The organism is Mesorhizobium sp. NBSH29 (assembly GCF_015500055.1).
Classification (GTDB): domain Bacteria; phylum Pseudomonadota; class Alphaproteobacteria; order Rhizobiales; family Rhizobiaceae; genus Neomesorhizobium.
Genome location: NZ_CP045492.1, coordinates 3189820 through 3202348, shown reverse-complemented (window position 1 = coordinate 3202348; position 12529 = coordinate 3189820). Strand labels below are relative to the sequence as shown.

The window sequence follows — 12529 nt, the reverse complement described above, 5'->3', positions numbered from 1 at the left end:
CCTGTAGAGCGGCTGTGCACCATTTGATGAACGGATGCCAGGTGACTGCAAATTTCGAAGAACTCAGGCACGCCTTTCGCAGCTTTCTGCTGCAGACTCCATCGAGCCCGGTGCGCAGTTTCATGGCCGATATCGACTGGGAAATGAAGGAGCGGCGGTTGCACTCGCGCCCACTGGCTTGCCTGAAACATTTGCCGCGTGCGGTGGACAGCGCAGCCGGATCGGCGCGCGAACTGGCGCAGCGCCTTGCCTGCCAGGCAGCAGCGCTCGCCTGGGGGCAGACTTATACGGCACAGGATTTCGGCCCGGATTTTCTCGACAAGTACGGCTGGACGGAGCTTTTCGGCACGCGCGGCCATTTTCGCAATGATCGCATTGCCGGCGGGTTTCTGCTGTTGGGTCCGGGCGTCGTTTACCCGGATCACCACCATGTCGCGGAGGAGATTTACATTCCGCTGACCGGCGGCACTGAGTGGCGCATGGACGATGGCGATTTTGTTCCACGTGCTGGCGGCGAGGTTATCCACCATCGCTCCAACGCCAACCACGCCATGCGCACTGGCGCAGCGCCGCTTCTGGCGCTCTATCTTTGGCGTGGCGGCGATCTCGCGCAGCGTTCGGTGATCGATGTCGGGCGGGAGGCGGGCTAAGCCATGGCCAAAGCGATCATGCTTCAGGGCACCGGCTCCGATGTCGGCAAGACGATGCTTGTTGCGGGGCTTTGCCGTGCCGCGTTGAGGCGTGGGCTCCGGGTAAAACCATTTAAGCCGCAAAACATGTCTAACAATGCAGCTGTCGCCGATATTCCAGGCGAAACCGGAGGCGGCGAGATCGGGCGGGCGCAGTGGCTGCAGGCGATCGCCTGCGGGGTTGCGCCCTCCATCCATATGAACCCTGTGCTGCTGAAGCCGCAAAGCGAGATCGGTGCGCAAGTAGTGGTTCAGGGGAAGGTCTTTGGCCAGGCCAAGGCGCGCGATTATCAGGCGCTAAAACCGAAACTGATGGATGCGGTGCTCGATTCTTGGGAAAAACTCGGCGCCGATTGCGATCTGGTGATTGTCGAGGGTGCCGGCTCGCCGGCAGAGATCAATTTGCGCAGCCGTGACATTGCCAATATGGGCTTCGCCACGCGCGCCGATGTGCCGGTGGTGCTGGTTGGCGATATCGACCGGGGAGGGGTAATTGCCTCGATTGCAGGCACCCATCTGATCTTGCCGGAAGCCGACCGCGCCATGGTCGTGGGTTATCTCATCAACAAGTTTCGCGGTGATGTCTCGCTGTTTGATGACGGCATATTGGCCATCGATAAGTTCACTGGCTGGCGCTGCTTTGGCGTCGTGCCGTGGCTGAAGGCGGCGGCGATGTTGCCGTCTGAGGATTCGGTGGTGCTGGAACGGCTTGCCGTCGGCGAAAGCCGGGCGCTCAAAGTGGCAGTGCCGATGCTCGGCCGCATCGCCAATTTCGACGATCTCGATCCGCTTAAAGCAGAGCCGCAGGTGGAGGTGGTGTTCGTGCCTCCCGGGAAGCAGCTGCCTGCTGATGCCGGGCTGGTCATCATCCCAGGATCCAAGTCGACCATCTCGGACCTTTTGCAATTTCGCGAAAATGGCTGGGACAGAGACCTTGCCGACCACCGCCGCCGAGGCGGCCACATTGTCGGTCTGTGCGGCGGTTATCAGATGCTCGGGCGCGTGGTTCGCGATCCGCATGGCATCGAGGGGCTGGCCATCGAAGTGCCTGGCCTCGGTCTGCTCGACGTTGATACGGTGATGGAGCGGGAAAAATCCGTACGTAATGTCGCTGCCCATTCGGTCGCCTTCGGCACACCGGTCGAAGGCTACGAGATACATCTTGGCATGACTACCGGCCCGGACTGCCTTCGTCCCGTGGTGCGCTCAGGCGGCGTGGATGACGGAGCCATGTCTGCCGATGGCAAGGTTTTCGGGACCTATCTGCACGGCTACTTTAACGCCGATGCCACCCGCACCCACTTTCTCGAAACCCTCGGCATCACCGGCGGCGGCATCGACTACCGTGCCGAAGTCGAACGCGCGCTGGATGCCATCGCCGAGCAACTGGAACGACATCTCGATTGCGACGCGTTGTTTGCGCTCGCGCGGTAGTTGAGAGGCTATGCTTTGAATCCGCCGCCAAACCAAGCCACGATATTCGGCATGTCTTTTTCAAACCCACCCGGGATGAACACGTTGAACAAACCGGCGCGTTTTTTGCCCGGATTGTCGAAGTCATGGGTTACGCCAGCGGGTATGCGCATAAAGCTGCCGGGCTTGGCGTCATGCCAGGTTTCGCCGACCAGCACGCGCGGGGTGCCGGCTATGACGAAGAAGATCTCGTCGTTGGCATCGTGCCTGTGTGCGCCCGGGCCGGCAGCGCCCGGGTCCAACCACCATTCCGAGACCGAATAGCTGTCACCGGTTTCCACGCCATCGGCCTTGAAAATCGTCTGCATGGCGCCGCAATCATAGTGACTCCCGGCACCCGGTTTGAGGATCATGGGGCGGTTGCGCTCGGCCTTAGCCATCTTTTTCATGCGCTTTTGGATAGTAGGTGCCGAACGACCAGATGTTGCCTTCGGGATCGCGACAGATGAATTCGCGGCTGCCATAATCGCGGTCGGTTGGCGGTTCCTCGATGGTCGCGCCGGCGGCCACTGCGCGGGCATGGACTGCATCGACATTGGCGACCGCGACATAGATCGCCTTGCCACCGGGCTGACCCGGCGAGCCGACGATCTTGCAGAACGCATCGTCGCGGTCCGAGCCCAGCATGATCATGGAAGAGCCGAACGAGAGTTGCGCGTGGTCAACCCGGCCGCCCTCGCCATAGCGGGCGTGCACGATGAATCCGAAGGCCTGCTGCAACCAGTCAATCATCCTTCCAGCGTCCGCATAGCGCATGGTGGGAAAAATCCGCGGTGGTTCGATTGTGGCGTCTGCCATGACAGTGCTCCTGCGTTGTTGGGTGGCAGGCGCATCTAGCCAGACGCAGACGCGCTGGTCTTGAAGAAATGTTACGTGGCGACAGACGCCGTGGCTGTCATGCGATGCGCCCAGGCGCCAGGCGTCTCGCCTGCCAGTTCGCCGAATTCTCGTACGAGATGTGCCTGATCGGCGTAGCCGCAATCGGCGGCTATCTCGGCCCAGCGGCCACCGCGCCCGGCCAGTTCTCTTGCCTTGCCGAAACGGGCTATGCGCGCGACAGTTTTTGGCGAGAGCCCGATCTCATCGCGGAATTTTTCGACCATCAGCCGGCGGCTCCAGCCGATCTCTTCGGCGAGCGTTCCGATCCGCACACGGCCGTAGGTCTCAGTCAATCGAGCGTAGGCCCATTGCGCGGGTGTTTCCGATTGGTCGGAGACTGACAGACGGGCGGTGATAAAGTTTTCCACGAGATCGAACCGGATTTGCCAGTCTGGTTCGTTTGCCAGTTGCTCTCGCAGACGTATCGTCTGTTGTCCAAACAGATCGTCGAGCGGTACCATACTGTCAGCCAGTGCATGCATTGGCAGGCCGAAAAAATCCCGGGCGCCAGCCGGGGAAAAGTTCACCTGCACACATTCGCAGCTGCCGAGGAATCAATGACTACGGGACCTGCATACAGCCCTGCCGCAAAACTCGGCTGGTGGTCCTTCGCGCTTGGCTGGCGACCTAAAGCGATGGAAAAGGGATCGCCCACGCTGATGATGAACGGCACCACCAGCGCCGCCACCTCTATTTGACGGAAATGTCCGTACAGATGTTCGCGGTAGCCGGCGATATCGAGCACGCACCCACGCAGTGCAGCGATGGGTGCACGGCGCAGAATCGTGAATCCGCCCCCAACGATGGGGCCAACTGGTTGCACAGGGGCATCGCTCAAGGTAGCCATCGCCGCATCTTACCGAACGCGGCGATGGCCTCAAGCGGTGTCTACAAGCCTTTCATCAGGCAGCCGGCAGCGAGGACCACATAGGCAATAGCCATGATCCAGAAAGCAGCCAGCGGAATAGCCAAGACGCCGAGGCCTGCTAACAGGCCAATAACGGCAATGACGAGCGAAATGATAAAAATAATCTGCTTCGGCGCATTCAGTTTCATGGTCGACCCTCGCGCGAATGATTCGCAACCGTAACTATACGCTCAAATTCTCAGCAGCGCGCGGAGCGGATGCGCAGGGTCTGACAGCAGTTTGATCGCCAGCGCCACGCAGACGATCACCAGAAGCGGCTTGATCAGCTTTGCACCGCTTTTCATTGCCAGTCCGGCGCCAACCCGGGCTCCGATGAATTGGCACACACCCATCATCAGGCCAATCTTCCAGGAAATGACACTGGCAAAGGCAAAAAAGCCGAGTGCGCCCAGATTGGAAGCGAAGTTCAATAATTTGGTATGGGCGGTCGCTTTCAACACGCCGTAGCCGGCCAGGGAGACGAAGGCGAGCATATAGAAGGATCCGGCCCCTGGGCCGAACATACCATCATAAAATCCGATTGCCGGGACCACCAGCAATCCAAACAGGAAGGGTGAAAGCCGCTCGGTGCGATCAATATCGTCGACATTTGGCTTCAAGGCAAAATACAGCGCAATGGCGACCAGCAGCAAAGGCAACGCAATTTTCAGCGCTTCGCCGGGCAGCACCGTTGCCACCAGCGCGCCAACAACAGAGCCGATCAGTGCAAGGACTGCTGAAGGTAATTGCTTCCTCAGGTCGACATGGCCCTTGGAGGCGTAGGCGATGGTTGCGGACGCCGATCCGAAAACGCCCTGCAACTTGTTTGTGGCTAGAGCCTCTACGGGCGCGAATCCGGTCAGAAGCAGCGCCGGCACGGTGATCAGCCCACCACCGCCGGCGATCGAGTCGACAAAGCCCGCAGCAAAGGCTGCAAGCGCCAGCAGGGTCAGGAGGTCGGTGGATGGGTCTATCATGGCATCGATGCGCGGTGTGGCTGTGGGCAGTCGCTTCGACCACGCAGGGGTCGCTTGCGCAAGGCGCATTTGACGCTACGGTCGGTTGGACTAACAAACAGTGGGGAATTTCTGGTGTTCAAGACGTTGCTTGCCGACCTTCGAGCGGTCATCGAAGGCGATCCGGGTGTGCGCAAGGTGGCCGATGACCCGGCCATATCCGCCGAACTGCTGCTTCTGTTCCGCATGATCCTGGCCGACGGCAAGGTGGAGACGAGCGAGATGGACGTCTTTCGACGCATTTGCCGCGATTCGTTTGGTATTGAAGAGAGCAGTCTTGATGCCGTTATCGAATATCTGCGCGACTTTGGCTACGAGACCAATGGCAAGCAGGCTATTGCCGTGTTTCGTAGCCTCGAGCCGGAGCGCCGCAAAAGTCTGGTCCTTCACATGACCGAAATCGCCAAGGCCGATACCGAATTGGCGGACCAGGAGATCAAAATCCTGAAGCGCGCATTCGAAATGCTGGAGATTGATCCGCAGGAATTGGTGGAACGGTCGGAAGGTTGAACTTAGCCAGAAAGCCGTCTTGCGATGGCCCGGCGCAGATCCGGTGCGGCCGCCACGAGCGCTCGGGCGGCATCGGACTGGGGATTGTCGAGAACTGCTGATGTATCGCCGCGCTCGACGATTTGGCCAGCGTCCATCACCATCACCTGGTCGGTGATGGCGCGCGCCACTGTCAGGTCGTGGGTGATGAACAGGTAGGCGACGCCCAGCCGGCTATTTAGGTCGGCGAAAAGGTCAAGGATCTGGGCACGGATCGAAACATCAAGGGCCGAGACAGGCTCATCGGCCACCACCAGCTTGGGCCGAGTGATGATGGCGCGTGCGATCGACAGGCGCTGGCGCTGGCCGCCGGAAAATTCGTGCGGATATTTTTCCATGTCGCGCGGATCGAGACCTACTTCCGCCAATGCGGCGGCCACGCGGTCGCGTTTTTCGCGCATGGTCGGCTTTTCGTCGAGCAGATGCAGCGGTTCGGCCACCAGCCGTTCGACGCGATGGCGCGGGTTGAACGAGCCATATGGGTCCTGAAACACCACCTGCATGTTGCGTCGGGAGGCGCGCAACTCTGTCTGGTCCTTGCCGATCAGGGTTTGGCCGCGAAAGCGGATATCGCCTTCCGTGGGCCGGTCCAGTGCAAGGATCATGCGGGCAAGGGTGGACTTTCCACATCCCGACGCGCCGACCAGCGCGACCGACTGGCCAGGCACCATGTTAAACGACACGGCATCCACAGCCTTGAAAGGCTTGGCCCGACCAAATAGGCCGGTGCGCCTACCCGGATAGATCCGCGACACACTCTCGAGCGTCAGCAGCGGGGAAGGGGCGGGCTGCCCTGCAACCGGCGCTGCATTTGGCTTCCGTAGCGGCACGTGGGTGGAGGCCTGCGCCAATTGGCGCGTGTAGGGATGGACTTGCGCCAGAAGCGTGCGCGCGGTCTCGCCGGTTTCCATGATCGCGCCGTCGCGCATTACGGCGATGCGGTCAGCCATCGAGGCCACAACCGCCAGATCATGCGAGATCAACAGTAGTCCCATGCGGTTCTCATCGACGAGATCGCGCAGAAGCTCAAGAATCTGCTTTTGCAACACGACGTCTAGCGCCGTGGTCGGCTCGTCGGCGATCAGCAGCTTTGGCTTTAGCGCACAGGCGATGGCGATCACCACGCGCTGGCGCTGACCGCCCGAGAGCTGGTGGGGATAGCTGGAGAGCGGAAATTTATCGTCGGGCAGGCCAACGCGATCAAGGATTTTTCGGGCGCGGGTCTCGGCGTCGGCTCTGGTAGCGCCGGTGTGCAAGCGAATACCTTCAGCGACCTGTTCGCCGATCGTCTTCACCGGGTTCAGCGCTGCCATCGGTTCCTGAAAAACCATGCCGATATCATCGCCGCGCAGCCGGCACATCTGGTCTTCGCTGGCGCCCAGAATGTCGATGCTGTCGAAGCTGATGTGGCCGTTGGCGCGTGCGGCCTGCGGCAGTAGCTGCATCACCGCAAGTGCCGTCATCGATTTGCCGGAGCCGGATTCACCCACCAGCCCCAGCACCTCGCCGCGCTCGATAGTAAGGTCTATACCCTTCAGGATGACAGTGCTGTCAATGGCCAAGGACAGGTTTTCGATCTCGAGCAAGCTCACCGCTGGCGCCTCAGTTTGGGGTCGAGCACATCGCTCAGGCCGTCGCCCAGAAGGTTCAGCGCCAGCACGGTGAAGACGATGGCAAAACCCGGAAAAATCGCCATATAGGGCGCCACCGCCATACGCGTTTGAGCCTCAAACAGCATGCGCCCCCAACTGGGCATCGGTGGCTGGGCGCCAAGGCCCAGATAGGAAAGCCCAGCCTCAGCCAGAATGCCCAGCGCGAACTGGATCGTGCCCTGCACCAGAAGCATGTTGGTGATATTGGGAATGATGTGCTCGACAGTGATCAAGAAATTGCCCTTGCCGGAGGCACGGGCGGCCAGAATGTATTCGCGCGGCCATAGCGACAGCGCGCCGGCGCGGGCAACGCGGGCAAAAACCGGAATGTTAAAAATGCCGATGGCGATGATGGCATTGACCGCGCCTGGGCCAAAGATCGCGGTGATCATCACAGCCGACAAAAGAGCAGGAAAGGCAAATACAAGATCGTTGAAGCGCATCAGGATTTCGTCAACAAAACCGCCGCGTGCGGCTGCCCAGCAGCCGAGCGGCACGCCGATGCCCATGCCAATGCCGACCGCCACCAGCGCCACCGCGATAGAATTGCGGGCGCCGACCATGATCATCGATAGTATATCGCGACCGAAATGATCGGTGCCAAACAGATGCTGCGCGGAAGGCGGCTGCATACGGTCGGCAACGATCAACTTGGTCACATCGTAGGGCGTCCAGACAAACGATATCAGAGCCATCGCAGCGATGATGGCAATGATGACAAAACCGGTGACAAAGGACCGGTTGGCAAAAGCTTTTGCCACGAGGCTGCCAAATGTTTCACTGGCAAGAGTGTCCGTGGTCATCGGGCCACCCTCAGGCGTGGGTCAACGATAGCGTAGGAAAGGTCGACCAGTAGATTGACCGTCACGACTGCCACCACTAGCAGCATCACCACGCTTTCCACCACGATGATGTCGCGCTGGGCGATTGCCTGTAGCACCAGCCTGCCGAGGCCGGGTAAGTAAAACACGTTTTCAATGATGATGGTGCCAGCGAGCAGGAAGGAAAATTGCAGGCCCAAAATGGTCACCACCGGGATCAGAGCATTGCGCAAAGCATGGCGCCATAGCACGCGGCTCCGTGTCAGGCCTTTGGCACGGGCTGTGCGGATATAGTCTTCGCCCAGCACGTCAAGCAGGCCCGAACGGGTCACGCGCGCTAGGATCGCAGCCTGCGGCAGCGCCAGCGCGATGGCCGGCAGCATCAGGGCCTTGAGAGCCGGCCACACACCGGCGTCCCAACCGGGAAAGCCGCCCGCCGGAACCAGCCGCAGCCAGACGGCAAACACATAAATCAACAGCAACGCGAACCAGAAATTCGGCACCGCTACGCCGAATTGCGCTATTCCCATGGCGACGGTGTCAGACGTGCTGCCGCGCCGCGAGGCGGCAAACAGGCCGACCGGAATGGCGATGGCAGTCGATAACGTAAGCGCCATCAAGGCAAGCGGCAGAGAAACGACAACACGCTCCGCCACTAGGTCAATCACCGGAACGGAATAGGTGTAGGATTGACCGAAATCGAGGTGTAGCATGTTTCCAACCCAGTTGAAGTAGCGCACCAGCATGGGCTGATCGAGGCCCATCTCGCTCTGCAGCGCGCGTACAGCATCTTCCGTGGCGTTCATGCCTAGCATCAGCCGGGCAGGGTCTCCGGGCAGGATTTCCAGGACGCCAAACACCACCAGCGAGGCAACGACGAGCGTTGCGAGGCCGATCAAAAGGCGTTTGGCGAGATAGGCGAGCATGAATTCAGCGCCGGCAAACCCTCCCCGGACAGGGGAGGGTTTTATGGCACTATTGCGCCCATTTAACCTTCGTCACGTCATTGGCCTGGATCGGCGAGTTTTCCCACAGACCTTCCAGCTTGGCATCCCAGATGCCGGTCTTGGGCAGTTCAAACAGGAACACTGCCGGAACGTCGGTGGCGAGGATCTTCTGGGCTTCACCCAGAAGCGCATTTCGCTTGGCGTCGTCGTTCTCAACTGCGAGATCGGCGATCACCTTGTTGAAGGCGGGGTTTTCATACTGGAAATAGTAGCCGGAACGGCCGTAAATATCGATGTCATTGGCCTCGGTGTGAGAGACAATGGTGGCGTCGAAATCCTTTTCAGTAAACACCTTGCTCAGCCAGTCTGCCCATTCTACGGGGATGATCTCAAGATCGATTCCGATCTCGCGCAATTGCGAGGCGATGATCTCGCCGCCGTCGCGCGCATAGGCTGGCGGCGGCAGTTTCAGCGTCGCCTTGAAGCCGTTCTCGAGTCCGGCCGCCTTCAAATATTCCTTCGCCTTGGCCACATCGTGCGGATAGGTTTCGGTCAGGTCGATATAGGCCGGACTGGTCGGCGACATATGCGAGCCAATCGGCAATCCGCGGCCTGAGGATGCGCCATCGATGATCGCCTTGCGGTCGATGGCGGAGGCGATTGCCTGGCGCACTTCCAGCTTGTCGAAAGGCGGCTTCTTGTTGTTGAACGACAACAGTGTCTCGCCTTCGGTCGTACCGATGACAACCTTGAGGCGCGGGTCTGCCTCGATTTGCGGTAGCGCGTCACCGACCTGAGCGTTGGGGAAGGCCTGTACGTCACCAGAGAGCAGCGCCGGCACGGCTGAAGCTGCATCAGGGATGATGCGGAACTCGACCTTGTCGAGCGCGACCGGATCACCCCAATAGCCATCAGTCTTCACCAGCTTGATCGAAGAGCCCTTGGCCCAGCTGTCAAACTTGAACGGACCGGTGCCGATAGGCTTTTCCTTGTTGGTGTCTGCACTCTCGGGCGCCACGATCACTGCATCGCCAATTCCCATATTGTAGAGGAACAGGCCCTCTGGATGGCTGAGCGTGATTTTGACGGTGGTGGGATCGATCACTTCGACGGTGTCGATCGCTGCGAATATTTGTTTCTGCGCGTTGGTCGAATCCTCCGCGCGGGCGCGGTTCAGCGAGAATTTCACGTCATCGGCGTTGAAATCACTGCCATCGTGGAATTTTACGCCGCTTCTGAGCTTGAATGTGTAGATTTTTCCGTCATCCGAAGCGGTCCAGCTTTCGGCCAGGCCGGGCATCACTTCGCCCTTCGAGCCAATGCGGGTCAGACCCTCGAACAGATTTGCGTAGACAATTTCATCGATGGCTGCAGCTGCACCGCCGGTCGGATCGAGATGAGGAGGCTCCAGCACTACGCCAACCACCAGGTCCGTGCGAGCGGCAAAGGCGGCGGTGCCAGAGGCCAGCGCAAGCGCCAGTGCAGCGGCAACGGATTTCCAAATTTTCATCGATCTTCTCCCGGTCATGAACCCCGTCGCGATCAAAGCCTGATTTTGGCCGTGAGTAAATCAAGTTTGTTGCAGTGCCGCACAAGACGGGCGGTTTTCTCTAAGCACGGTTGCCGCGCAGCAGGGCATCGAGGCTGATCGCCATCACTTTGGCCGATTCCATCATGTCGGTGATGCCGACCCATTCGTCGGGGCGGTGGGCCAGATCGAGGATGCCCGGACCGTAAGCTATGCAATCATGAAGATGGCCGATGCGCGCTATGTGCTTCTGATCATAAGTGCCAGGCGAAATGACGTAGTCGGGTTCGCGGCCAAAGATTTCGCGGATGCCTTTCGCGATTGCTTCCACCACCGGGGAATCGCGCTCGGTCATAAGGGGCAACACTTCCATCAGGTCGCGAATCGTATAGCGAAATTTCGGGCGCTCTCGGGCGAGGCGATCAAGGATTGCGGTTACCTCGCGCTTCACCTCATCAATATTCTCTTCCAGGAGGAAGCGGCGGTCGATGGTCAGCCGGCACCAGTCCGGTACATTAGGCGAGGGCAGTCCGGGGCGAAAATCCTCTGTCTGGCCGCCATGGACGGAATTGATATTCATGGTCGAGCGGCGCGCCCCTTCCGGCACCACTGGCATGCGTGTCTCCTTGCGGTCGAGCGCGGGAAACAGGTCTTCCTCAAAGGCGTGCATGACCGCGCCCATATGACGAACGGCGCAGTCGCCCAGAAAAGGCATCGAGCCATGCGCGATCTCGCCTTTGGTCTCGATTTCGGCCCACCAGACCCCGCGATGGCCAAGGCATATGCGGTCCTTGTTGAGCGGCTCAGGAATGATGACATGGTCGACGCGCGGTTTTGAGAAATAGCCTTTTGAGGCTAGGTAGGCGACGCCGCCGAAGCCGCCGGACTCCTCATCGACCGTTCCGGAAATCTCGATTGCACCGGGAAAATCGGGATAGACTTCGATAAATGCCTCAACCGCGATGATGGAGGCGGCAAGGCCGCCCTTCATATCGCAGGCACCGCGGCCAAACACCTTGCCATCACGCACCAGTCCGGCAAACGGATCCATGGTCCAGCCTTCGCCGGCTTCCACGACATCAATATGCGAGTTGAAGTGGACTGTGGCGCCCGGCGACCGGCCCTCGAACCGGGCCACCACATTGGTGCGCGGATAGCGGTCGCTGTCGCCCGGCGTTCCTTCGCCGCGAATGAATTCCGTCGAAAAGCCGTGCTTTTTCAGCCGTTTGCCGATGAATTCGGCGCATGGCGTGTAGGCTTCGCCCGGCGGGTTGATGGTCGGGAAGCTGATGAGATCCGAGGTCAGTGTGACGAGGTCGTCGGTTCGGTCTTCGATGGCGCGAGCGAGATTTTCATTCATTTTGTGAATTGAGCAGTGAACCATATCGCTTGGCAAGACGACAGAGTTGTGTCCGCAGCATTGTTGCAAATATGCAACAATCACAACGAAGTGTTTTGCTGGAGAATACGGATGCAGGAAAATCTTAAATTCTTAGTGTAATGTGAAAGCCTGCCACCAAGAAAAAAATGATGATCAGGTATCACGGCAGTTTGGGGGTTTGTACAATGAAGAATTCAGCGTTTAAAATCGCGGCGGTTATTGCATTTCTGTTTGGTGGCTTGGGCCAAAGTATGGCGGCTGAAATCGTCGCGCGAATTGATGTTAGCAGGCAGGTCATGACGGTCAGTCAACAAGGTCGTGTTCTTCACACATGGCCCGTCTCTACGGGACGAAAGGGGTTTTCTACTCCGCGTGGCACCTATCGCCCGACCCGCATGCACAAGATGTGGCATTCGCGCAAATATGACATGTCGCCGATGCCTTATTCGGTGTTCTTTCGCGGCGGCTATGCCATCCATGGTACAGGTTATGTGAAGCAACTGGGGCGTCCCGCCTCGCATGGATGCGTCAGACTGGCTACCGGAAACGCCCAGCGTTTCTATTCGCTGGTCAAGCAAGCCGGCTCGAAAAACACTCGTATTGTGCTTGTGAACTGATCCGCCCGGTCTGTTCGTACATCTGGACTACAGGAGAGCTGGCCGGTGCGTCGTAAATTGACGTTGCTGG

General features: G+C 59.4%; 15 protein-coding genes. 4 read left to right on the top strand and 11 right to left on the bottom strand.

Features of this window, described 5'->3' with window-relative positions; all coding sequences use genetic code 11:
* Positions 1-41: 41 nt before the first annotated feature.
* Positions 42-650, top strand: a complete 609-nt coding sequence (locus tag GA830_RS15885; RefSeq protein WP_258045477.1) for a dimethylsulfoniopropionate lyase — start codon at positions 42-44, stop codon at positions 648-650.
* 3 nt (positions 651-653) lie between these two features.
* Positions 654-2123, top strand: coding sequence for a cobyric acid synthase (locus tag GA830_RS15880; RefSeq protein ID WP_195162754.1), 1470 nt, complete (start codon positions 654-656; stop codon positions 2121-2123).
* A gap of 8 nt (positions 2124-2131) precedes the next feature.
* Here the strand turns inward: GA830_RS15880 and GA830_RS15875 are convergent, their stop codons facing one another.
* The 6 genes from GA830_RS15875 to GA830_RS15855 form a co-directional block, all read right to left on the bottom strand.
* On the bottom strand, positions 2132-2551 hold the full coding sequence (locus GA830_RS15875; protein ID WP_258045476.1) for a cupin domain-containing protein: 420 nt from the start codon (positions 2549-2551) through the stop codon (positions 2132-2134).
* The gene (locus GA830_RS15870; protein WP_195162753.1) at positions 2535-2960 is read right to left on the bottom strand and encodes a VOC family protein; all 426 of its coding nucleotides are present in this window, start codon (positions 2958-2960) and stop codon (positions 2535-2537) included. Before GA830_RS15870 ends, GA830_RS15875 begins: the two co-directional genes overlap by 17 nt.
* 71 nt (positions 2961-3031) lie before the next feature.
* The gene (locus GA830_RS20310; RefSeq protein WP_308460454.1) at positions 3032-3568 is read right to left on the bottom strand and encodes a helix-turn-helix domain-containing protein; all 537 of its coding nucleotides are present in this window, start codon (positions 3566-3568) and stop codon (positions 3032-3034) included.
* A complete protein-coding gene (locus tag GA830_RS20305) occupies positions 3565-3888 on the bottom strand; it encodes a hypothetical protein (protein WP_308460453.1) in 324 nt (107 codons plus the stop codon). The genes GA830_RS20310 and GA830_RS20305 overlap by 4 nt, the downstream gene beginning before the upstream one ends.
* Positions 3889-3929: 41 nt before the next feature.
* Positions 3930-4097 carry a hypothetical protein gene (locus GA830_RS15860; protein ID WP_195162752.1) on the bottom strand — a complete coding sequence of 56 codons (168 nt, stop codon included), beginning with the start codon at positions 4095-4097 and terminating at the stop codon, positions 3930-3932.
* Between the two features lie 42 nt (positions 4098-4139).
* A complete protein-coding gene (locus tag GA830_RS15855) occupies positions 4140-4925 on the bottom strand; it encodes a TSUP family transporter (protein ID WP_195162751.1) in 786 nt (261 codons plus the stop codon).
* Positions 4926-5039: 114 nt separating this feature from the next.
* On the opposite strand from GA830_RS15855, the gene GA830_RS15850 reads away from it, so the two are divergent.
* Positions 5040-5474 (top strand): TerB family tellurite resistance protein, encoded by a 435-nt coding sequence (locus GA830_RS15850; protein WP_195162750.1) that lies wholly within the window; start codon positions 5040-5042, stop codon positions 5472-5474.
* Between the two features lie 2 nt (positions 5475-5476).
* Here the strand turns inward: GA830_RS15850 and GA830_RS15845 are convergent, their stop codons facing one another.
* From GA830_RS15845 to GA830_RS15825, 5 genes are all read right to left on the bottom strand, one after another.
* Positions 5477-7105 (bottom strand): ABC transporter ATP-binding protein, encoded by a 1629-nt coding sequence (locus GA830_RS15845; RefSeq protein ID WP_195162749.1) that lies wholly within the window; start codon positions 7103-7105, stop codon positions 5477-5479.
* Complete coding sequence (locus GA830_RS15840) at positions 7102-7968, bottom strand: ABC transporter permease (RefSeq protein ID WP_195162748.1); 867 nt, start codon at positions 7966-7968, stop codon at positions 7102-7104. The genes GA830_RS15845 and GA830_RS15840 overlap by 4 nt, the downstream gene beginning before the upstream one ends.
* Positions 7965-8912, bottom strand: a complete 948-nt coding sequence (locus tag GA830_RS15835; protein ID WP_195162747.1) for an ABC transporter permease — start codon at positions 8910-8912, stop codon at positions 7965-7967. The genes GA830_RS15840 and GA830_RS15835 overlap by 4 nt, the downstream gene beginning before the upstream one ends.
* Before the next feature lie 49 nt (positions 8913-8961).
* The gene (locus GA830_RS15830; RefSeq protein ID WP_195162746.1) at positions 8962-10443 is read right to left on the bottom strand and encodes an ABC transporter substrate-binding protein; all 1482 of its coding nucleotides are present in this window, start codon (positions 10441-10443) and stop codon (positions 8962-8964) included.
* Between the two features lie 100 nt (positions 10444-10543).
* A complete protein-coding gene (locus GA830_RS15825; RefSeq protein WP_195162745.1) occupies positions 10544-11821 on the bottom strand; it encodes an acetylornithine deacetylase/succinyl-diaminopimelate desuccinylase family protein in 1278 nt (425 codons plus the stop codon).
* Between the two features lie 206 nt (positions 11822-12027).
* On the opposite strand from GA830_RS15825, the gene GA830_RS15820 reads away from it, so the two are divergent.
* Complete coding sequence (locus tag GA830_RS15820) at positions 12028-12459, top strand: L,D-transpeptidase (protein ID WP_195164998.1); 432 nt, start codon at positions 12028-12030, stop codon at positions 12457-12459.
* The last annotated feature ends 70 nt before the right edge of the window (positions 12460-12529 follow it).